The organism is Brasilonema sennae CENA114 (assembly GCF_006968745.1).
Lineage (GTDB): Bacteria > Cyanobacteriota > Cyanobacteriia > Cyanobacteriales > Nostocaceae > Brasilonema > Brasilonema sennae.
Map to the genome: position 1 here is coordinate 1,087,185 of NZ_CP030118.1, position 23,433 is coordinate 1,110,617.

Sequence of the window (23,433 nt, forward strand, 5' to 3'; positions counted from 1 at the left end):
TAACGAGATTATTTGTCGTCGTTAACAGATTAATGTCGTGAAGCTTTATCGGTCTTTCATAGCCCTTGGTGAGTAGCGATAGGTTCACTGCTGCGCTGCGTGCAGAACGCCCCCTCACGCAGCCCAATCCTTACACAGTAACTCTGCTTGTTGCAGGACTGTCACCATCGCCTTCTCTTGCTTTTCTGGTGGATAGCCGTATTTCCGCAGTAAGCGCTTGACTAAGCGCCGGAGATTGGCTTTGACGCTTTCTTTCTGTGTCCAGTCAATAGTAACGTTGCGGCGAACTGTATCTATTAGGTCACGAGCGATCGCTTTGAGGGTATCATCGCCTAATGCTTGGACTGAGGTATCAGTTAAATCCAGGGCATCGTAAAAAGCGAGTTCATCTTCAGATAACCCCAGATTTTCGCCTCGCTTTGTCGCTTCCCGGATTTCTTTTGCTAGTGCAATTAATTCGCTCATCACTTGGGCGGTTTCAATAGCCCGGTTCTGGTAACGTTGAATTGTGTGTTCTAGCATTTCGGCAAAGGAACGGGACTGTACCAAGTTACGATGCGATCGCGTTTTGATTTCGTCGTTGATTAATTTCCGCAGCAGTTCTAAAGCTAGGTGACGTTGGGGTAATTGGCGGACATCTGCTAAAAATTCATCGGAGAGGATGGAAATATCAGGATTCTTCACCCCAGCAGCAGCGAAAATATCTAGCACCTCATTACTCGCAACGGCGTTAGAGACAATTTGGCGAATTGCAGTATCTACATCTTCGGGACTTTTACCCCCAGTTGTGGTATGTTTCACGAAGGCAGCGCGGATTGCCTGAAATAAACCGACTTCATCCCGAATTTCTATGGCTTCATCACTGGAACTGCACAATGCAAAAGCTTTGGCTAATTCATTCACAACTTGGATAAACTGCTGTTGTCCATCTTCCAGTCCGAGAATATGATCCATTGCGGCGGGGATGATGGAGACACGCTGGGTTGCAGTACCTGTAAAGAACAGCGAATAGTCGAAACCGTCTAACAGTGCTGTGACGTTTTCGTATTTTGATAGCATGAGAGCGATCGCTTGTTCTTGAGGAATGCCTGTTTGACCTTGGCTGTCAGCAGTATAATCTCTCAGAGCTGATCTGAGTTGGTCAGCAATACCCAAGTAGTCCACAACTAAACCGCCTGGTTTGTCTTTGAAGACGCGGTTAACTCTGGCTATAGCTTGCATTAAACCATGACCACGCATTGGTTTATCTATGTAGATACTGTGCAAACATGGCGCATCAAATCCTGTTAGCCACATATCCCGGACAATTACCAATTTCATCGGGTCATGTTCATTTTTAAATCGCTTTGCTAGTGCTTTACGTCTGGATTTATTGCGGATATGGGGTTGAAATTCTAGAGGATCTGCTGCGGAACCTGTCATTACAACTTTCAGGTTTCCTTTGTCGTCGTCGAGATGATGCCAATCAGGGCGAATTTTGATAATTGCATCGTACAAATTTACGCAAATTTGACGACTCATGCAGACAATCATTGCCTTCCCGTCGATAATTTCTTGGCGACGTTCAAAATGTTCTACAATGTCTTTTGCAACTAGGGCAATGCGTTTTTCTGCTCCTACCAAAGCTGCTAATTTTGCCCATTTGGTTTTTAACTGTTCTCTGGTTGACTGTTCCTCACCTTCGGTGACTTCTTCAAATTCTGGGTCAATATGAGGACGTTCTGATTCTGATAGTTCCAATCTTGCCATGCGTCCTTCATAGTAAATGCGGACAGTGGCTTCATCTTCAACTGCTCTTTGAATATCGTAAATATCAATATATTCACCAAATATTGCTGGTGTATTAATATCAGTTGATTCTATGGGAGTTCCTGTAAAGCCAATAAATGAGGCGTTAGGTAAAGCATCTCTTAAATGTTTCGCAAAGCCATAAGCTATATACGTGTTGCTTTCATCTTGAGTTGTGACTACACGCGCCTCTAATCCATATTGGCTACGGTGTGCTTCATCAGCAATCACAACGATGTTGCGACGGGGAGAAAGTTCGGGGTATTGTTGCCTTGGTTCTGGTGCGAATTTCTGAATGGTGGTAAAGACAACGCCACCAGAGGACACTTGTAGAAGTTCTGTTAAATTTTCCCTATCTTGCGCTTGGACTGGGTTCTGGCGCAGTAAGTCAGAACAGTAAGCAAAGGTATTAAATAATTGGTCGTCTAAATCGTTGCGATCTGTGAGAATTACCAGAGTGGGGTTTGCCATTTCTGGATTCTGGATAATTTTTCCGGCGTAGAATGCCATTGTTAAACTCTTACCGCTACCTTGAGTGTGCCACACCACACCCACACGTTTATCACCTACGGGTGATGTGGCTATCACAGTGCGTTCAATGGCTTTATTGACTGCATGGAATTGGTGGTATCCTGCCATTTTTTTGGTAATGTCGCTACCGTCTACTTCAAAAACAATGAAGTGTTGCAGTAAGTCGAGAAAACGGTGTTTTTCAAAGATACCTTTAATTAAAACTTCCAGTTCTGCGGTTTTTTTAGGGGCGATGTCTTCTCCATCAATTGTGCGCCAAGGCATGAAGCGTTCCCAGTCGGCGGTGAGGGTTCCGACTCTGGCTTCTGTGCCGTCGGAAACTACTAATATTTCGTTGTAGGGAAATAAACTAGGGATATCTTGTTTATAGGTTTGGAGTTGGTTAAATGCGCCTTTAATTGTGGCGTTTTCGGTGACTGGATTTTTGAGTTCAATTGCAGCTAAAGGTAAGCCGTTGATGAAGACTACAACATCAGGACGGCGTTCTTTTTTATTTTCAATAACAGTAAATTGATTAACTACCAGCCAGTCGTTATTGTCTGGGTTGGTAAAGTCGATTAATTTAACTTGGTCGTAGACAATTCTTTCTGATGTTTGGTATTCAACATTTACCCCATCGGTGAGCAATTTGTGGAAGCGGCGATTGTTTTCAAATAAATTAGGTGTGTCAGTGCGGGTAAGTTTGCGAATGGCTTCTTCTATTGCGTCGGCGGGAATTTGAGGGTTAATTGTTTCTAGGGAAGAACGCAGACGGTTAATGAGGACAACATCGGCGTAGTCTTGGCGTTCCGCGTTGGGTTCACCAGGGGCAATTTCCGAGGCGTTGAGGGTAGTGTAGTTTAATTGTTCAAACCATTCGAGAGTAGCGGCTTCTACATCGCCTTCGGTTAATTTTCCTGACACCGTTATGAGTCCTTTGAAACTTGCTGTTGGTATCTATTTTGGCATAAGGAACCTAACCCCCCTGCCCCCTTCCCTGCTAGGGAAGGGGGGAAATAGAATTATTTAGGGCAACCACATCTAAAAATTGTAACTTATCACTCATCGTCTTGATAAGCTTTAATTTTTTCATACAAACTATCAACATCCTCCTGAACAAACAGTTTTTCTTTTAGTTGTAAATAATCACCTTCGCCTAATTTACAAGCAGCCCAGAATTTCATCACTTTGGATGGCTCTAGATGTGTGAGTAGAACTTGTATTACTTCTTGTAAATTTTGCTGTTCATTAATAACTTTAATTGTCATCTTCTATATCCAAAATAAAATCAGTAGGGTTGATTGTTTTAAGTGTTAAGCTTTGAGAGCGATTGATTAATCTCTTATCGCAAGTGATAAAATAATCACTTTGAGAAGCTTCGGCACAAGCAACGTGGAGAGCATCAATGGCTTTAATCCCTTGTTGTTCTAGTTGTTTTGCTCTCGCTCTAATGTTTTCATCTAGTAATACTCTCAATGTAGCTATTTGTAAGTATCGCTCCATTGACTGTTGGTTTACAGGAAACGGGTTACGGCTATTTTCATATTCTAGAACTGAAGAACTAACTAATTCTATTAATTTTGCTTCGACCATTTGTAAAATTAAGATGACCGCTTGTGTTTCTAGAAATATTTTTGGCTGTGTTTGGTCATCAAAGGGGCGGTTATAAATACTTATATCTAAATAAACCCTGGTCATGTCGCCGCCTCTAATACTTTCTCAGCTTCTTTGACACGGATTTCGCCTGATAGGAGTTTGGGTAGTAGGGTGTCGCGGATAGATGCGAGTGTCTGTGATTCTTGCTCATTCGCGCCAATTTTATCTTCGATAATTCTAAGAGGTTGACTAATTTTTTGTTGTTCAAAAAAAGGTGGAATAACTAAATCAACCTTACGCAATTCACTTTGGCGTATACCAAGAACAGTTGTACCAGTAGCTCTAGCATGAAGTTGTTCTTGTACGAACGATGACAGCATTAAAAATTTTAAATAAGTATTATCCATAACTCCAGGCTTACCCCGAAGTGTTATTAAACGTTGAGCAAGTGCAACTTTTCGCCCATCAAGTTGTGCAATTTCTCCTAGTGGAGCTTCCGTTGTCATCAGAACATCACCACGTTCTGGAAATCCCCGACGCATCCACAAATCATAATTTTTGGGTGCAATATATTCCTGTGGTTCGTTAATTCGCCCGTCTTTAACAATTTTGGCTGTAATTAAAGGAATACCAGATAAAGTTTTTGTAGGGGTTTTTCCTCGGTAATCAATTATTGCAGCCATACAGTCTTCTAATGGCAGTATTTGCCAGGTGTCAGGAAAGCTATCATCTTTAAACCAGGAATTAAAGATTGCCCGTGCGATCGCTTCCAGCGTTTGGTTCATCTCCCGGTTTAGTTCGATTTTGTCGTCGAGAGAGGAGAGGATTTGGGCGATCGCTTTTTGTTCAGGCAGGGGAGGAAGAGGAATAGGCAAGCATTTTATAGTTGGGATATTTGTGTATCCTTGAACAGAACCACTTTTGTAAGCAGAGTGTGCTTGTTTAAACAAATTACTAGTTACTACGTAGTACAAAAAATCTGGATGTAGGACTGATTGATCTGGTCGTAAAATGGCTACTGAACTTGATACACCAAAATAGTCTGTATCTTTATATCTATATGCGTTTCCAAAAGTTCCAATAATACCTATTAAGACATCCCCAGTTTGAAGTCTACGTGTTGCTTTCGACTTTTTAGAAAATAGTTTTTCAAAGTCTTCTTCACTTATAAAATCAACATCATCTAGTTTGAGATTACCGGAGCCTATATTTTTAGATGTTAAATACGGAATACCAAAAGTTTGACGAGTAACTTTGGAATGGGCACCATCTCCAACAGAGCATACATCCCGTATTGTTGTCCACAAAAACTCACTTGCCATACCCCAGTCTCCGCAAATTTTCTCTAATAGCAGTTTCCAACCTTGCCGACTCCTCAAACTGCTGCCCTAACTTCTTCGTCAAATGCAATATCTTCTCCTCAAACACCTCATCATCTTCAACTTCCTCTGCCCCCACATATCGCCCCGGCGTGAGAACATAGCTATCATTCAAATAAGAAATTTCTGCCACAACCTGTGGCAGATTTATCATCAATAATTTGTGCAGCAGACTGCTGCACAAATCAAAACTAGTCTGATGCATTAATATATTTCTACTCCAGCCATTTTCTATAGTTTTTTGTACATACCATAGCTTTGCTGAAGAATCTTTGACAGCATCCAAAATACGGACATTATGCCCCCAAGGTATTTGTCCAACAACTTGTTGGACAATTTGTTGATCGGGGTAAGCTTCTGCAAAGGCTCTCATATAAAGCAGGTTTGTACGCGAGAATCCCTTCATATCTGGGAAAGCTGCTTTTAAATCTCTGGCGAGACGTTCGATAACTTTTGCACCCCATCCCTGCTGCTGCTGTCTGACGATAATTTCGCGCCCGATTTGCCAATAAAGTAACACTAACTCACGGTTTACAGACAAAGCTGCTTTTACTTGGGCGCTGCGTATGCGTTCTTTTAAATCCCGTAAAAAGTCATCATAGCCATCCATTGGTGATAACTTATCCGCCATACCCCAACCCGCGTAAATTCTCTTTAATTATTGCCTCTAGCTTGGCACTTTCAATAAACTGCTGCTCTAATTTTTTAGTCAAATGCAACATCTTCTCCTCAAACGCCTCATCATCATCCTCAACTTCCTCTGCTCCCACATATCGCCCAGGCGTGAGAACATAACCATGTGAGACAATCTCATCTAACTTGGCACTCTTACAAAAACCGGGGATATCTTCATACTTACCCGCTTCCTTTTCACCCCGCCAAGCATGGTAAGTTTGAGCAATCCGCTTTATTTCCTCATCTGTCAATTCCCGATGTACTCGGTCAAGTAAAACTCCCATCTTCCGTGCATCGATAAATAATGTCTCCCCAGTCCGGTTACGAAACTTGCCATTTTTCTTATTCCGCGCAAAAAACCACAGACAAGCCGGAATCTGGGTGTTGTAAAATAACTGCCCTGGCAATGCCACCATACAATCGACCAAATCCGCATCAATAATGGTTTTGCGGATATCACCCTCTCCCGAAGAGTTAGAACTCATCGAACCATTCGCCAACACAAAACCAGCAATGCCGTTACTTGACAAATGGTGAATCATCTGCTGTACCCAACCGTAGTTAGCATTACCTACGGGTGGTGTGCCATATTTCCAACGGGTATCTTCTCGCAACCTCTCCCCGCCCCAATCGCTCATATTAAATGGGGGATTAGCTAGGATAAAATCAGCTTTGAGGTCTTTGTGCAAGTCGTTGTGGAAAGTATCAGCATTGCGATCGCCAATATTCCCATCAATGCCGCGAATTGCCAAATTCATCTTGCACAGCTTCCAAGTTGTCGGGTTTGACTCTTGCCCATAGATAGAAATATCGCCAATCTTTCCCCCATGCGCTTCGACAAACTTCTCCGACTGCACAAACATTCCCCCAGAACCGCAACAGGGGTCATAAATTCGCCCTTTGTAGGGTTCAATCATTTCCACTAACAGCTGCACCACACAACGCGGTGTATAAAATTGTCCGCCTCTCTTTCCTTCCGCAGTGGCGAACTGTCCCAGAAAATACTCGTAAACTCGCCCCAAAACATCCTTAGAACGGCTGGCTTCATCTCCTAACCCAATTTTGGCAATCAGGTCAATGATTTCTCCCAGCAGTTGTTTATCTAAAGCTGGCTTATTGTAATCCTTAGGTAACACGCCTTTGAGCGATGGGTTCTCCTTCTCAATTGCATCCATTGCCTCATCTAGCAGTTTCCCAATGGTGGGTTGTTTGGCGTTAGCTTGTAAAAATGACCATCGTGCTTCTTTGGGAACCCAGAAAACATTTTCTGCTGTGTACTCGTCGCGATCTTCCGGATCAGCGTAAGGTTGCTTTGCCAGGATGTCGTAAACTTCACCGAAAGCATCGGAAATATACTTAAGAAAAATCAACCCCAAGACGACGTGCTTATACTCTGCTGCGTCCATGTGACCCCGCTGCTTATCCGCAGATGCCCAAAGGGCTTGCTCAAAGCCTAAAGTCGCCCCATTGCCGTTTTTCTGTTCGGTTTTTTTCTGACCACGAGCCACTAAGTACTACTCCCTTAAGTAAGGTTTCTTATGATGCCAGTTAACGCCTGGTTTAATCCGTCACTGTGAATCCAACCGACAAACCTTACTTTTCACGGGATCTGGAAAACCTCGCTTCCATTCCTCTCTCCTGCATTAGCGAAGCGGCGCGTCAGCGCGGAGAGAGGCTTTGAATTCTCCCCCTTCCCGCAAAAAAAGTTTTTCCGCTTCCCTCTCCTTTTAGGAGAGGGTTAGGGAGAGGTGGGAAGGGGGCTGGGGGGTTAGGTTTTGCGTTGGTTTTTCCACATGACGTGAAAAGTCAGGCTGACAAACCCGCCGTAAATCATTAATAAAATATAGCAGTCCGAAATCATTTGTAAACAACAAGATCCCCGACTTCTTAAAAGTTGTCGGGGATCTGTGTCTCTCAATTTATGCGCTACGCGCAGCCACTTTCACACAAATCAAATAGGATTGCTATAAGTAAGTCGGCACAAATAAATCGAACGTACTTTTCAAACTCCTACCTTGTAAGTGTCTTGCATTTTTCTAGTGGTCGAAGGAACATCGTTGGTAACAGTTTTCGCATCTTCAAAAGCTTCTCTGCCTGTAATCAATCTAGAGCGACGACTACGAGTCAGATAATTCCATGCCCACTGAAATACTACTAGTAATTTAGTGTCGAACTCGATTAAGAAGTAGATATGAACGACTAACCAAAATATCCAAGCAAGGAAACCTTGGAGTTTGATGAAGCTTAAATCTACAACAGCTAAATTTTTGCCAATCATCGCCAAACTACCTACGTCATTGTAACGAAATTGTGGTAGCGTTTTACCTTGAAGGCGTTTTTTAATGAGTTTAGCTACATACTCTCCTTCTTGTTTGGCTACGGGTGCAACACCAGGTAAGGGTTTTCCATCTTGATGAGAGAAGTTGCCTAAATCTCCGATGACAAAGATGTTTTTATAACCCTTTATCGTCAAGTCTGGTTCTACAATGACACGTCCGGAGCGATCGCACTCTACACCTGTGCGGTTTGCTAAAACTTGCCCCAAAGCGGAACCTTTCACACCTGCTGCCCATAATATAGTTTTTGAGGTAATTTCTTGAACTTGATCACCTTGCTTGAAAGTAACGATATCATTTTCAATATTTGTCACTCTGGTGTTAGTTTGGGTATCCACACCCAACTTTTCCAAAGATACTTTTGCGACTTTTGATAACTTTGGTACCATATGAGGGAGGATGCGATCGCCACCTTGCAATAATAAAATCTTCGTTTCTGAGGTGTCGATGTTGCGGAAATCGTCGTTGAGAGTTTTGTATGCCAATTCTGAGATCGCACCTGCTAACTCTACACCAGTGGGACCCGCTCCGACAATCACAAAAGTCAACCAAGCACGGCGTAGTTCGGGATCACTTTCTTTTTCTGCGGCTTCAAATGCCGAAAATATCCGGCGACGTATTTCTATGGCGTCTTCAACAATTTTCAAGCCAGGAGCCAGTGGTCTCCAGTTATCGTGACCATAATAGGAATGGTTAGCACCTGTAGCAACAATTAATGTATCGTAGGGTATTATTCTATCACGCAGAATAACTTCTTTGGCTTCTGGGTCAATATCATTTACTTCTCCCAACAACACTTTTGTATTCTTGCTTTTCCTGAATACAGCTCGTAATGGTGAAGAGATATCAGAAGGTGATAGCGTACCTGTCGCAACTTGATATAAAAGCGGCTGAAATAAATGAAAGTTACGTTTATCAATAAGAGTAACATTGACATTCGCTTTGGCAAGAGTCTTTGCTGTATACAGTCCACCAAAGCCTCCACCAATGATTACAACGTTATGTAGTTCATTATTTTCATGTACAACTACCATAAAAACTATTTCCTTTTGTTAAGGGCTTGTAAATTTTCTTAACAAAACTCTACCAAAGGTCGAATAAAGGCTGCCGTTTATTTGTAGCTTTTGAAGAAATACTAAAAGTAGTCAAAATTACAGCAATTAAAGCCGGTAGCTGATATATACGGACGTGTGAATCTGAGACAGGTCTGACTTTTCACGGGATGTGGAAAAGGGAAAGTGGTTCGCGAATATCGTTTTTAGTACTTATCTTGTAAAGAGTTTACATATATTTGAGCCACATTCTTAAACTTTTTGCATAGAAAATATCAATGTTAAATCTTTTATAAACAGATATTAAAGAGAATAACAACAACATAACTTTTAAGTGTTATCACTGAGTTTTAATTTGAAAAAAGTTTCTTAAATAAGTATTACTAGCATTGGCTGCTGATGAGCACTTATATGACTTTTTGTACAAATGTTAGCAAAATCACGTGTGTCTATAACGTAAACCATTTGACAATAAACAGCTATATTTTACAGATATGTCACACTATCAAGGTAAATTTGATACCAATCACCCAACAGTGACTCATGGTAAGTTTTTGACAATGTTTCAATGCAAACTTTTGCAAAAAAGTCTACAGCAAGATTTACCTGAGTTATACCGCCAGCGTATCCAGATTATGTTGCTGGTAGATGAGGGGAAATCCCAAACGGAAATTTGTCGAACTTTAGGGTGTTCTCCAGCAACAGCAAGGCATTGGACGCATATAGCGCGTACAGGTATGGCGCACCAATGGCAGGATTGTCCAATTGGTCGTCCAATGGCTGTGAATGACGAATATTTGCAGCGTTTGCAGCAACTAGTCAACGATAGTCCTCGTGATTACGGCTATTCTTTTCAACGTTGGACAGCAAACTGGCTGAGAAAACATTTGGCCAAAGAATTTGGAGTTGAGATAAGCGATCGCCATATTCTTCGCCTACTCAAACAAATGGGGTTATCTACTAAACCACAACCGAAAAATGCTGACAAAGACACGGATAAGAGTGACTTTGCCAAGAGTTCAAAAATTTTAATTCGTGACCTCAATTCGGCTAATCCGCCGGATAGCACTGAATTATTGCCTCTTAATCTCACAAAATTAGGGACTGATTCAGATATCTATGGCGCACAATCCAACACAAGCGCACTTGCTTTCTCTACAACAGTTGAACAATGCTCTAGGATATCCTCTTTCTGAACAAGAGTTTCAACGTTGTCTTCAGGCGGCTAAAATTCTTAATCCAAAAGTCGGAAAATTCTGGCAAGGAAACCACGTTGAACCTGGCATCTATATTGTTGTTGCTGGGAAGGTAAGGTTGCTAAACGACGCAGAAGAATTGATCGTCTCTTTGGAGGTGGGTGCGTCGTTTGGCGAATTTACTTTATTTCCTGAGTCTGATTTTCAGCCTTACAAAGCTAGGGCTGCTTTGAATTTACAAGTGTGCTTTATCCCAAAAGAGGTGCTGCTACCACTTATGGCTAAACACCCACAAATTCGGGAACACTTACACACCCAAGTGCAAACGCGCAACTCCGGACTTTCGGGGAGAAATGACTCTCAAACAACAAATGTAGACAAACCATATCCCAAGATAAATGTTTCCTCAACATCAGCAGTACAACCAAAGCAAGGGAAAAGGATAAGCAAAGCTTACTTCCCAAATCCTACGCAACGAGTTGGGCATTTTTGGCAACGGATGATTCGGCGCTATCCGTTTTTTGCCCAACAAAGTGCATCTGACTGCGGTGCAGCTTGTTTGGTGATGGTATCTCGTTATTGGGGGAAACGCTTCAGTATCAACCGCGTCCGGGATATTGCTAATGTTGACCGCAGTGGCGCGTCGTTGCGCGGGTTATCGGCGGCTGCGGAAAGTCTTGGATTTGGTACTCGACCTGTAAAAGCGAGTCTTGACCAGTTGGGGAAGCAAAAACTACCTGCCATTGTCCACTGGGAAGGCAAGCACTACATCGTTCTCTATGAAATTGATCCAAGAAAAGTCGTAGTAGCAGATCCCGCCATTGGTCAACGTACCCTCAGCCATGCGGAATTTAAAGCAAAATGGACTGGCTACGCGCTGCTGCTGCAACCCACAGTCTTATTAAAGGATGCCAAAGAAACGACAACTGCTTTTTGGCAATTCTTTGAGTTGATCAAGCCCCACTCTGTTGTCATGCTAGAAGTGCTTGTCGCTTCTATATTTATCCAGATATTTGGACTTGTTACTCCCTTATTTACCCAGTTAATTTTAGACCGAGTGGTGGTGCAGCGATCGCAAGTCACCTTAACGGCGGTGGGGTTGGGGTTGCTGATTTTTAGCCTGTTTCGTGTCGCGATTGTGGGTTTGCGGCAATATCTGCTGTTCCATACGGCAAATAAGCTAGATGTGGCATTAATTGTGGGGTTTATTCGCCACACTTTGCGACTTCCGATGAGTTTTTTTGAATCCCGTTATGTTGGGGATATTATCTCTCGTGTACAAGAAAACCGCAAAATCCAACGCTTCCTTTCCGGTGACGCTTTGTCTATCCTACTGGACTTCCTGACAGTTTTTATCTATGTAGGATTGATGTTTTGGTATAGCTGGAAAATGGCATTGCTGGCGTTGGTGATCATACCGCCTTTTTTCTTGCTGGCGTTGATTGCGACACCTTTTTTACAAAAGATTTCCAGAGAAATCTTTCATGCTGTGACCAATGAAAGTAGTTACCTGATTGAAATCATGACTGGCGTGCGGACGGTGAAATCCACCGCAGTCGAACAAACAGTGCGTTGGCATTGGGAGGAGTTATTACATAAGGAGGTAAAAACTAACTTCTCCGGGCAAGTTATCAGCAATTTATTACAACTATTTAGCAATACAATTCAAGCTGTCGCAACTACCGTCTTGCTATGGTTTGGAGCATCCTTGGTGATTCAAAACCAATTAACCATTGGGCAATTGGTAGCATTTAATATGTTATTGGGAAATATTATTTCACCCTTCCAACGATTAACAGTGTTATGGAATCAATTACAGGAAGTGGTAATTGCAACCGAACGCATTAATGATGTGTTGGATGCAGAACCGGAAGAAGATTTGCAGCATGAACTGCGGCAATCACTATCAGAACTTCATGGACAAATTCGCTTTGATAATGTTACTTTTCGCTATCACAAAGAAAGTGAAACGAATATTCTAGAAAACCTCAACTTTGAAATACAACCAGGGCAAATGGTGGCGCTGGTGGGACGTAGTGGTTCGGGAAAGACGACGATTTCCAAGTTGGTTTTAGGGTTATATCCTCTAACAGATGGTCGCATCTTGATTGATGGACTAGATATTACGAGTATTTCCCTACGTTCCTTACGTTCCTGTGTGGGAGTTGTTGATCAAGACACTTTTTTGTTTGGCAGCACGATTCGAGAAAATATCAGTTTAGGACATTCGGGAGCAACTTTAGAAGAGGTTATAGAAGCAGCAAATTTGGCAGGTGCTGATGAGTTTATTAAAAAGTTGCCAATGGGCTATGAAACCCAAATTGGTGAAGGTGGAGGTTTGTTGTCTGGTGGACAGCGCCAGCGGATTGCGATCGCCAGAGCATTATTAGGTAATCCCCGCTTATTAATTTTTGACGAAGCGACTTCCCATCTAGATACAGAATCAGAACGAATTATTCAAAGGAACTTGAATACAATCCTTAAAGGGCGAACCGCTTTAGTCATTGCTCACCGCCTCTCAACAATACGAAATGCAGATTTGATTTTGGTTTTAGACAAAGGTGTGTTGATTGAAAGTGGAACTCACGAAGCATTAATGGCAAAGCGGGGACATTATTTCTACCTCAATCAACAACAGCAGCTGAACATGGCGGCGTGAGGGGACAAGGAAGAGCGCTTGGGTTGCAGGGAGCAGGGAGCAGAGAGCAGGGAGCAGGGAGCAGAGAGCAGGGAGCAGGGGAGTAAATTGACTATATTACTCTTCCTCATCTCCCCATTTTCAGCTGCCAAAATCCAAAACTTTGTAAGGAGAAATCATGACACATACGTTAAATGGAAAAGTTCACACTCACAACATCCAGGAGAGTAAAAACTATCAAGAAATTCTCAATTCTCAAACATCAGTTCAGCCAACTGATAAGGTAACTGATAAACCAAAGGATGATTGGTCTGAGGTCACTCAGGATTTACTTGATAGCTTACCTCATGTTTGGACGAGAGGATTACTATATTTACTGTTGAGTTTTTCGGCGATCGTTTTGCCTTGGACGATGTTGTTTAAAGTTGATGAAACAGGCACTGCTAGAGGAAGACTTGAGCCGAAGGGTAAGACAGTTAACTTAGATACTCTTGTTACTGGAACTGTTGCCAAAATTCCGGTTAAAGAAGGTGAATTAGTCAAAGCTGGGGAACCTGTGTTGATATTGGATTCTGAATTAGTTAAAACAGAGTTGCATCAAGGAAAAGATAAATTGCAAGGTCAGTTAAATCGCCTGTCGCAGTTGAATGTTTTGAAAAAGCAGTTAGTTGTCGCTTTGACAACTCAGCAACAACAAAATCAAGCACAAGAGTTAGAAAAACAAGCTCAAGTTGAGCAGGCGCAGCAGAATTTGAGTGCTTTGCAAAACTCTTATGAATTACAAAAACAAGAAAAACTGACACAAGTCAACCAGGCAAGACAAACTGTTGAGTCTAGTCAAACAGCTAGTAAGTTTGTAGAGAGTAGTTTAACCAGCACTCAGCAGGAATTGGAACGCTATAAACAGTTAAGTAAAGAAGGGATTATTGCAGAAGTTAATGTTGTACAAAAACAAGACATGACAAATGAAAAGCAAAAGTTGCTTGCACAAAGTCAATCAGACATTGAGCAAGCAAAACTACGCTTGACAGAACAACAAAGTAATTATCAGCAGACTATTCGCAAAGCAAAATCTGAGATTGAGCAGGCTGACTTACGCCTGAAGGAACAGCAAAGAAGTTATCTGACTTTGACTCATTCTGGTAAGCTAGCTATCTTAAAAAGTCAAGAACAAGTCAATAATCTAGAAACAGAAATAACTACTTTGAAGTCAGATATTGCTCAAAGTAAAAGTCAAATTCAAACTTTACAGCTACAGTTAGGGCAAAGAGTCTTAAAATCACCTGTCGCAGGTAGAGTGTTTCAGTTACCAATACAAAGGGCTGGGGCTGTTGTGCAGTCAGGAACAATGGTTGCAGAAATTGCTCCAGAAGGTGCGCCTTTAGTTATTCGGGCACAGATAGCAACAGCCGAGAGTGGTTCATTGCAGAAAAAAATGCCAGTAAAGCTAAAGTTTGATGCTTATCCATTCCAGGATTATGGAGTTGTAGAAGGAGAGTTGGTGGAAATTTCTCCTACAACAACAGAGGTAGAAACAGCTAATGGGAAGGTGGCAGCTTATAACTTAGAAATTGCACTGAAACAGAATTGTATTCCTAAGGGAGATAAATGTATTTCTTTACGCCCCGGTGATACAGCGACAGCTGAGGTGATTGTACGACAACGTCGAATTATTGATTTTCTGCTCGATCCATTCCAGCAGTTACAGCAAGGAAATTTTAAATTGTAGAGAGTACTAGGTTTAAGTTTGTTTACTTAACTGGAATAAATATTATGTTAAAGACTGTTACTATTACTAGTGAAGATATTCTTCAACAAGTCAAGCTATCTTGTAAAACTCCTGAGATTCTCCAAGAAATTATCACCCGTAAAATTGTTGTAGCTGCTACTGAGGAGATTGGCATTGAGGTAGAAGATCAAGCACTCCAGAAAACTGCAGATACATTGCGGTTCATTAATCACCTTAAAAGTGCTGAACAGACATGGCTATGGCTACAAAAGCATCACCTTTCTATAGATGATTTTGAAAAAATCGCATATAACAACTTCATTTATGGAGAGTTGGCAAAACATCTCTTTGCAGATAAAATTGAACCCTATTTCTTTGAAAATCAACTAGACTATGTTGGTGCAGTCATATACGAACTAGTCTTAGATGACGAAGATTTAGCAATAGAACTTTATTACACCATAAAAGAAGGTGAAATGAGTTTTTATGATGTTGCTCACACATATATCCAAGACACAGAGTTACGCCGAAAATGCGGATATCGGGGAATAGTACATCGTAAAGATTTAAAGCCAGAAATTTCTGCTGCTGTCTTTGCTGCTAAGCCACCTCAGCTTCTCAAACCAATTGTGACGTCTTCAGGAATAAATTTAATTCTTGTGGAAGAAATAGTTCAACCAGAATTAGATGAGAAGTTACGTAACCAAATCATTGCAGATTATTTTTCAGAGTGGGTTAAACAACAAATCTATCAGATGGAAATCATTCCAGATTTTTAATCATACAACAAAGTGATTCCTAGTTCTGGCGACTGACAAATTTTGATTTAATAAAGTTCCTGCATCTTTTTTATTAAGATGCAGGATGTTCTCTGTTATAGGTTTAACTTTATCTTGCCTTCTCCTGTTTACTATACTCTACTATTTACTCTCGTTTTTCAAGGTTGGAATGACTACTAAAAAGACAAAAAGGATGCAGTTATATTTATTATATAGGAATTCGGTTTGATTTATGTTAGCTTGCGTGGCGGAGCCATACTAACTCGTGGGGGTGCTTAACGCTTAACGCTTAACAGAAAAAATACTGTTGGGGGTATACCTAGGTTTCACAAAAATTAAATAGGAGTTTTATATATTTTTGAACCAAATACTTATCTGAGTAGCACATAATTAAAACAATTGTGTCTATTTTTTGGGGTCATCCCGATTTTTCAAAAACAGAATGACAGATATAGGGCTACGAATTTGTGCAATGTGGTTTAAATAGGTAGGTACAAAATATCAGTTCAGCAATAACTGCATCAGTTATGTCAGTTCTATCTATACTTTGCAGTTGATTTACATCTTAATTTTATATACACGTATAACTTGTTATGACTCCAACTCCTCTAATTCGGCGTTTTTTGACTAGTTAGCCCATAGCTAATTAAATTAGTGCTAATTTCAATCAAAGCGAAAATGTAACTATTCTGTCCAAAAGCCTAGTTAAAAATACTTGAATCATATGAGTTTATTACTTAAGCTGGTAATCAGCAATAAAACATTTCTGTTTTGTTGAAAAACACAAATAATTCTTACTTAGAGGTAAATTAAAATGGCTCACATTACTTTTGGAAATCTAGAATCTGCTAACGCTGATTTGTTTTTTGAGAATCCTGAAAGTTTCATCACCGAATTAGGTGCTGACGAAACTGGTAAAATTCAAGGTGGATTACTAGATAATATCAGTCTACTAAATGGTAATACTGTAGGAGTTGCTGCACCAATTAACTTATTGGGTAACCAGGGCGGTGATAATGATGGTATTGACAATAAAGTAACATATCCTGTGCGATACTAAGAACCTGAGACGTTGCTTAACAGGTAACGCTTGACAACATAGATACAAGCTGAATCTAAGCTAACTGCAAATTTCATTACTGAACTTACTTGCTTGTAGTCTGTCCAATGTTCTAAAAAATTGTGTCAAAAAAACTGTATTCAGTTAAGTACGAATACTTGCTCGGCTCTAAAACATCAATTCAATAATTCAGAATAGTAATCGGAAGATGGAGATTTTAGTATTCCCTTTTCTAATATCTACTGGCTGAAGTCTATAAACTTGGCATTATTAAATTGATGTTTCAGACGACACAAAGAATACTTGTGACGACTATGTAAGCGCACTTTTTGCTTGAGTTGGGAGTCAGATAATCGATATCCTTACTCCCACTTCTTACTTCCGAATGAATTGTCACCATAACTGCCATTAGCCAAACTACTAGAGAATAGCCAAAGTCATTTTTCTATTGGCTTTGGCTATTCTCTGTAAAATTTATTCCTCGGCAATTACTATCAAATAATTTTCTGGATAAAGTTGCATTTTTTGTCTTTCCATATATGGGTAAGTATGAACATATTGAAGAAATACCAAGATGGAATAGCCTTGAAGCCTAGTATATATTTATTTTTTCCATCAAAACAGAAAACATTACTAACAAATGGTCAACAGTGTTTTGTACTATCTAACATTCCTCAAGAGGTAGTGCAAGCATTAAAGCAAATGGTTGTAGGAACACAACTTAATACATTAGCATGTTTACTACCAGGGGATAGACTTGAAAAAGTTATCTCACTTTTGGATTCTAAGGGTGTCGTAAGACCTTTATACACAAACGAATTTAAAGAAACACCCTTCGAGAAGCAAGTCGAATTTTTTTCAGATTTCGTTGACGATCCCAATGCTGCACAACAAAAGCTTTCAAAACAGTCTGTGTGTATCATTGGTTGTGGTGGAGGTGGAAATATTGCAGTTCAACATCTGGTAGCTGCTGGGATTAAAAACTTTATATTACTCGACGATGATACTGTGAATATAACAAACTTTAACCGTCAGTTTTGTTTTAGTCAGACTGATCTTGGTACACCGAAGGTTGAAGCACTGCATAACTATATTTTAGCGAGAAACTCTAATACAAAAATCCATACTCGTAAAATCAGGATTAATTCAATCGAAGATTTATACACAGGTTTAAAAGACTTAGAAAAGCCAGATTTTATTTTGTGTTGTGCTGACACACCACCAATTACTATTGGGTCATGGATAGTACAGTATTGCATACAGGAAAATGTACCATGTATGTTCTCAGGTGTGGGAGTTTATCATGGCATCGTAGGTCCATTATTGACTCACAAGAGCCATATGGAAAAGTTTCTTCAGCACAATAAAGAACTGGAAAAGGGGCTGGATGATAATTCTTCAACAGTTGTATCATCGTCAATTTCATATCTCAATACTTTGATAGCAACTTTGATGATTTCAGATGTAATCAAGTTTCTTTCAAGTATTAGTCAGCCGCTCTCTCTGAATGCGACTTTACAATATAATCCTAATAAGGGTAATTTGGTCAAAATTGCTGAATGGTAGAAAAAAACAGCACAAATAAGCGCTACTTACTTCTTGATATCTTATGGTGGCTCGTGGCTCAAGTCCATTAAAACTCAGATCTTGCACCAGTATCAACAACAAGGCAGAACCTCGATATCTCGTTCCCAGGCTGAGCCTGGGAACGAGGGTTGGGAGGCTCAGCCTCCCGATTATTGAGAATAGTGCAAGATCTCAGTTAAAATCAACTTGAGCCGTTAAATAAGAGTTTCAAGTCATAACACTCTCTCTACTTATCCGCGATCGCGTTCCCAATCACCAATGACTTTCTGCAAGTACCACTCCTCAGACATTCCAGGATAGTCATACTTCGCTTGATCAATCAATCTTTGCGCCATTTCCCAATATCCCCCAACCAATCTCAACAGACGTTGTCGTAGCAAGTTAGACTTTGCTTCTTTGGAGTTAGAACTGGGAGAGTGAATTTTATTGAGACTATCTAAAACTTGTTGGTAATTTTCCCAATCTTCTTTTTCACAAAACAGACTTGCTGCACGCTGATAATCTTCAACAGCACGTTCCATTTCTTCTAAGCAAGTGTAGGCAATGCCACGATTGTAGTAAGCTGTTGCATCATCGGGATTTATTTGCAATGCTTGGCTATAGTCGTTGATTGCACCAAGATAATACCCCATGACTCGATAGGCATTGCCTCTGGCAACATACAGCATTGCATCTTGGGGTTGCATTTGGAGTGCTTGATTGAAATCAGCGATCGCCCCTTGATGATCTCCCAAAGAAGAACGCGCTTTTCCTCGGTTGCGATAGACGATCGCATCCTCAAAATTCAGTCGCAGCGCTTGGTTGAAATCAGAGATCGCCTCCCGATAGTTACCCAACTTGCAACGCACCACCCCTCGACAACAGTAGGCTTGTGCATCCTGTGAATCAACCCGCAAAGCCCAGTTTAAATCCTCCATTGCTTCGCGCGTGTCGCCTTTTTCTGCTTTTTCTAGCAACTGCGTGAAATATTCTTTTTCGGATTTGAGTGGCGCAATGATCGGACTTGGTTGTACAAAAGCAGGTTTTTGCTTTGGTTGAAGCTGTTTAATTTTTTCTAGACACTGGCGACAATTCTCTGTGTCGTTTTGTTGCAAATATAATTCTGCTGCTTTTTTAAAGCTGGCGATCGCATCTTGAATATACCCTTGTTTACGGTGCACGATTCCCCGTAAATTATAAGCAGCCGCATAATTTACATTCAGACGAATAGCTTGCTCTACATCCGCAAGCGCCCCTGGCTGATTTTTCAGCGCCACTCGTGCTAAGGCGCGACAGTAATGAGCCTCTACACTTTGAGGGTTAAGTTTCAGCGCTTCTGTGAAGTCAGAAACAGCATTCAACATTTCTCCTAAATCATAGTATGCTAAACCCCGTTGATAGTAAGCTTCGGCAAAGTAAGGCGCTAGCTGCAAAGCACGGGTAAATTCCTCAATGGCTTCAGCATAGTCTTTTTGCTTGGCTCTTTCCAATCCTTTATTGTAAAATTCGTCATTCATGGCGTTTATTTGAACAATGAAGTCAGGATACAGGTTGAAAAGTGAAATACTTTAATCTTTACACTCATACTTAAATCTTCCGTTGACTCATTTCAAATTGTTAATAAAAATCACCAAATGACTAACGACTACCTTTACCGCTACCCACCTTTATATCCTGGTGTCTTGCTCAGACGCTACAAGCGATTTTTTGCTGATGTTGAACTTGCTTCTGGAGAAATTGTAACAGCCCACTGCCCGAATACAGGACCAATGACAGGAGTTTGTACTCCTGGTAGCGCAGTGCAGCTGTCTTACACTGATAATCCTAACCGCAAACTTCCCTATACCTGGGAAATGATCCAGGTACACGACAACGAACCTACATGGGTAGGTATAAATACAAATCTTCCCAATAGGATTATCAAATTAGCTTTAGAAACATACCTTTTTCCACAATTGGGAAACTATAGCCAAATTCGTCCTGAAGTTTCCTATGGAGAAAATAAATCAAGTCGGGTAGATTTCTTGTTATCTCCACATACAAACATCAACGTCCCATCTAGCGATTTGTTTTTAAAAAGTGATAATTTACTTTTAACAAAAAATCCTTGTCCTATATATCTCGAAGTCAAAAATACAACTTGGGCGCATGGGAAATTAGCACTATTTCCAGACACAGAAACAACGCGAGGACAAAAGCATTTGCGAGAACTGACAGCACTCTTACCTCAAAATCGTGCCGTTATGCTTTACTTTATAAATCGAAGCGATTGCACTGAATTTGCCCCTGGCGATAGTACTGATCCTGTATATGGTAAATTATTCAGGCTTGGTATCGAGCTTGGTTTAGAGATTTTGCCTTGTCGTTTTGAAGTTAACCGAGAAGGTGTGCGTTATTTAGGTTTAGCAGAATGCAAGTTTGGAACTGCTGTCTGTATTTCTACTGAAGAACCTGCTGTAAAGCGTGCAATAATTCCTTAACTGTGTAAGGCTTCGGTAGAAATGATTTGACATTATTGCCCACTGTAGGCAGTTTAGTGGTGAACATCAGTCCACTAGTAGCAAGAATTTTAACTTGTGGATTGATTTTTTCCAAAGTACGCATGACGGTTAAACCATCTAGCGCAGGTAGCATCATATCAATCAACACAGCACTAATTTCGTTCTTATGTTGAGCATATACGGCGATCGCCTCAATACCATCGCTCGCAGTCAGAATTTGATAGTTGTATGCTTCTAATGAAGCTTTGGTAATTTCTTGAATTGACGGTTCATCATCTACAATCAGAATAACTTCTCCATGTCCTGCAAGAATTTCTAATTCTTGTACCTGTTGTGTTTCGGTTCCCTGCACTGCTGGTAAGTAAACCTTAAAGTGTGTACCAGATCCCACCTCACTGCACACGTTGACAAAACCACCATGACTTTTGATAATACCCATAACAGTGGAAAGACCTAGTCCTGTTCCTTTACCTTGTTCTTTGGTTGTGAAAAATGGCTCGAAAATTCTATCGATGACTTCACGAGGAATACCAACTCCAGTATCTGAAACAGTTATGACTATGTAAGGTCCAGTTTTTGCCTCCAGATGCATTTGAGAATAGTATTCATCAATAAAAAAATTCTCAGCAGAGATAGTTAAAGTCCCATTGCCCGTCATAGCATCACGAGCATTGACACAAAGGTTCATTAACACCTGATGAAGTTGTGTGCCATCTCCAGAAACCATCCACAAATCTTTTGCTATTTCTGTGTAGACTTCGATGGATTTTGGAAATGTTTCTCTAAGAATTTTTGTGACTTCGCTGATCAGGTGTTTGGGTTGTAAAGTCATGCGCTTTCCTTCCACACCTCGCGCGAATGACAAAACCTGCTTGACGAGTTCAGCTCCTCGTTTGGCACTATTTTCTAGTATTTCTAGCAGGTGCTTATCTTGCTCGTAGACGTGAGGGAATTTTAGCGGTAATAATTGAGCCACTGCTAAAATTGGCGTGAGAATATTGTTCAAGTCATGAGCAATACCACTAGCCAAAGTGCCAAGACTTTCCAAACGTTGAGCGCGGAACAATTGCGCTTCCAAAAGTTTTTTCTCGGTAATATCTGTGTCAACAGTCAGAATAGACTTGGGGTTTCTGTTTTCATCACATACTAACGTCCGGCGGCTGGCTACAAGAACTTCTTTGCCATTTTTAGTTACTTTAGTAATCTCGCCTTGCCACTTTCCTTTGCTCATAACAATCGAAAGAGCAGCGTCCATTTCTGATGACTGTTCCTTGTACAAAAGTTGATTAGCATTTTTACCAATCACCTCTTGAGCTTGCCATCCGTAAAGATTTTCTGCACCTTGACTCCAGAATATAATGCAGTTATTTAAATCTCGCACAAAAATTGCATCAGTCGTGACATTAAGCAAAGCCGCTTGTTGGCGAATTTGTTCAAGAGCAAGTTTACGTTCACTAATATCGATGCTAGCGCCGGTGATACCTACGATTTCTTGCGACTCATTGCGTAATGGTTCTACAGTTAAGTCGTAATATCGTTTTCCTTGAGCGGTTGCGATAGAAACTTCCTCTCTAGTTCCTATACCTGTGGTAAGTACACCACGTTTAATACTTGTGAAACGTTCAGCATCTTCTGCACAAATCAAATCGCAATCTTGTTTGCCTATCATTTCCTCAGGTGTAGAGCCAAGATTGGCATTGTAAACCCAGGTGTAGCGTAACTCTTTATCCTGGTTAAAAACAATAATTGGCGAATTTTTTAGGGCAACCCGAAATCGCTCCTCACTTTGTCGCAATGCTTCCTCTGTTCGCTGACGCTCAATAGCATAGCGCATTGAGCGCACTAGTAAGTCACCATTAACTTGTCCCTTAACTAAATAATCTTGCGCTCCCTGTTGCATAGCTTTAATTGCCAAGGTTTCATCATTAAAACCTGTCAGCACAATAATGGGAATGGCTGGAGCTTGATGATGGATTTTAATAAATGTTTGTAATCCTTGACTATCGGGAAGTAAAAGGTCTAGCAAAATGACATCAAAGCTTTCTTGCTCCAAAAAGCGCAGCGCTTCGTCCAGTTGCTCCGCCTGCTTCAAGTAGAACTTTACAGAAGTAACATCTTGTAAAAACTCTTCTAAAAGAACGACATCACCAGGATTGTCTTCTACTAATAAAATTTTCATTATTTTATTGATTCGTTTCTTCACTCCGGTGGTAGCTTGACAACAGTGAACCAAAAATTTTCTATTGAATGTACTATTTTGACAAACTGATCAAAATCAACAGGTTTCGTAACATAGCAGTTAGCACAGAGGTTGTAAGCCTTTAAGACATCTTCCTCAGCTCTAGATGTTGTCAAAACAACTACGGGAATACGTTTAAGGGTATGATCTGCTTTAATTTCTTCTAGCACCTCCCTTCCATCTTTTCTAGGCAGGTTTAAATCAAGCAGGATGATATTAGGAGTGGGTACCTGAGTATAATTTTCCTGTTTGCGTAAGAATGCTATGGCTTCTACGCCATCCACCACGACATTCAAGTTCACGGAAATTTTGCTGTCTTCGAGAGCTATCTGGGTTAATCGCACATCGCCAGGGTTGTCTTCCACTAGCAAAATCTCAATAGGCATGAT

At 40.8% G+C, this 23,433-nt stretch carries 17 protein-coding genes; 7 read left to right on the forward strand and 10 right to left on the reverse strand.

The window, feature by feature from the left end:
- Positions 1 to 114 precede the first annotated feature (114 nt).
- From DP114_RS04615 to DP114_RS04645, 7 genes are all read right to left on the reverse strand, one after another.
- On the reverse strand, positions 115 to 3,222 hold the full coding sequence (locus tag DP114_RS04615; RefSeq protein WP_171975562.1) for a type I restriction endonuclease subunit R: 3,108 nt from the start codon (positions 3,220 to 3,222) through the stop codon (positions 115 to 117).
- A gap of 134 nt (positions 3,223 to 3,356) precedes the next feature.
- Positions 3,357 to 3,566 carry a hypothetical protein gene (locus DP114_RS04620; protein WP_169263615.1) on the reverse strand — a complete coding sequence of 70 codons (210 nt, stop codon included), beginning with the start codon at positions 3,564 to 3,566 and terminating at the stop codon, positions 3,357 to 3,359.
- Complete coding sequence (locus DP114_RS04625; RefSeq protein WP_169263614.1) at positions 3,556 to 3,996, reverse strand: PIN domain-containing protein; 441 nt, start codon at positions 3,994 to 3,996, stop codon at positions 3,556 to 3,558. The genes DP114_RS04620 and DP114_RS04625 overlap by 11 nt, the downstream gene beginning before the upstream one ends.
- On the reverse strand, positions 3,993 to 5,216 hold the full coding sequence (locus tag DP114_RS04630; RefSeq protein WP_169263613.1) for a restriction endonuclease subunit S: 1,224 nt from the start codon (positions 5,214 to 5,216) through the stop codon (positions 3,993 to 3,995). The genes DP114_RS04625 and DP114_RS04630 overlap by 4 nt, the downstream gene beginning before the upstream one ends.
- A complete protein-coding gene (locus DP114_RS34700; RefSeq protein ID WP_246163052.1) occupies positions 5,206 to 5,904 on the reverse strand; it encodes a DUF1016 N-terminal domain-containing protein in 699 nt (232 codons plus the stop codon). The genes DP114_RS04630 and DP114_RS34700 overlap by 11 nt, the downstream gene beginning before the upstream one ends.
- Positions 5,894 to 7,456, reverse strand: coding sequence for a class I SAM-dependent DNA methyltransferase (locus DP114_RS04640; protein ID WP_246163053.1), 1,563 nt, complete (start codon positions 7,454 to 7,456; stop codon positions 5,894 to 5,896). Before DP114_RS04640 ends, DP114_RS34700 begins: the two co-directional genes overlap by 11 nt.
- Positions 7,457 to 7,950: 494 nt before the next feature.
- Complete coding sequence (locus DP114_RS04645) at positions 7,951 to 9,318, reverse strand: NAD(P)/FAD-dependent oxidoreductase (protein ID WP_171975563.1); 1,368 nt, start codon at positions 9,316 to 9,318, stop codon at positions 7,951 to 7,953.
- 512 nt (positions 9,319 to 9,830) lie between these two features.
- Between DP114_RS04645 and DP114_RS04650 the strand changes: the two genes are divergently transcribed.
- The 6 genes from DP114_RS04650 (at position 9,831) to DP114_RS04675 (ending at position 18,304) form a co-directional block, all read left to right on the forward strand.
- Entirely contained in the window at positions 9,831 to 10,532 is a 702-nt protein-coding gene (locus DP114_RS04650) for a helix-turn-helix domain-containing protein (protein WP_169263611.1), read from the forward strand.
- Positions 10,456 to 13,191 (forward strand): peptidase domain-containing ABC transporter, encoded by a 2,736-nt coding sequence (locus DP114_RS04655; protein ID WP_171975564.1) that lies wholly within the window; start codon positions 10,456 to 10,458, stop codon positions 13,189 to 13,191. The genes DP114_RS04650 and DP114_RS04655 overlap by 77 nt, the downstream gene beginning before the upstream one ends.
- Positions 13,192 to 13,348: 157 nt before the next feature.
- Positions 13,349 to 14,899: a putative HlyD family type I secretion protein gene (locus DP114_RS04660; protein ID WP_171975565.1), complete on the forward strand. Its 1,551-nt coding sequence runs from the start codon at positions 13,349 to 13,351 to the stop codon at positions 14,897 to 14,899.
- Between the two features lie 44 nt (positions 14,900 to 14,943).
- Complete coding sequence (locus tag DP114_RS04665) at positions 14,944 to 15,678, forward strand: peptidylprolyl isomerase (RefSeq protein WP_169263608.1); 735 nt, start codon at positions 14,944 to 14,946, stop codon at positions 15,676 to 15,678.
- An 814-nt stretch (positions 15,679 to 16,492) separates the two neighbouring features.
- A complete protein-coding gene (locus DP114_RS04670; protein WP_169263607.1) occupies positions 16,493 to 16,738 on the forward strand; it encodes a hypothetical protein in 246 nt (81 codons plus the stop codon).
- 549 nt (positions 16,739 to 17,287) lie between these two features.
- The gene (locus tag DP114_RS04675) at positions 17,288 to 18,304 is read left to right on the forward strand and encodes a ThiF family adenylyltransferase (protein ID WP_171975566.1); all 1,017 of its coding nucleotides are present in this window, start codon (positions 17,288 to 17,290) and stop codon (positions 18,302 to 18,304) included.
- Positions 18,305 to 18,555: 251 nt separating this feature from the next.
- Here DP114_RS04675 and DP114_RS04680 read toward each other — a convergent pair whose 3' ends face one another.
- The gene (locus DP114_RS04680) at positions 18,556 to 19,821 is read right to left on the reverse strand and encodes a tetratricopeptide repeat protein (RefSeq protein WP_169263605.1); all 1,266 of its coding nucleotides are present in this window, start codon (positions 19,819 to 19,821) and stop codon (positions 18,556 to 18,558) included.
- Positions 19,822 to 19,938: 117 nt separating this feature from the next.
- On the opposite strand from DP114_RS04680, the gene sfsA reads away from it, so the two are divergent.
- The gene (sfsA, locus tag DP114_RS04685) at positions 19,939 to 20,784 is read left to right on the forward strand and encodes a DNA/RNA nuclease SfsA (protein WP_171975567.1); all 846 of its coding nucleotides are present in this window, start codon (positions 19,939 to 19,941) and stop codon (positions 20,782 to 20,784) included.
- Here sfsA and DP114_RS04690 read toward each other — a convergent pair.
- Together DP114_RS04690 and DP114_RS04695 are read right to left on the reverse strand one after the other, a co-directional pair.
- Positions 20,744 to 22,984, reverse strand: coding sequence for a hybrid sensor histidine kinase/response regulator (locus DP114_RS04690; RefSeq protein WP_171975568.1), 2,241 nt, complete (start codon positions 22,982 to 22,984; stop codon positions 20,744 to 20,746). The two genes, sfsA and DP114_RS04690, sit on opposite strands and share 41 nt — an antisense overlap.
- A gap of 20 nt (positions 22,985 to 23,004) precedes the next feature.
- Complete coding sequence (locus tag DP114_RS04695; protein WP_169263603.1) at positions 23,005 to 23,430, reverse strand: response regulator; 426 nt, start codon at positions 23,428 to 23,430, stop codon at positions 23,005 to 23,007.
- Positions 23,431 to 23,433 lie beyond the last annotated feature (3 nt).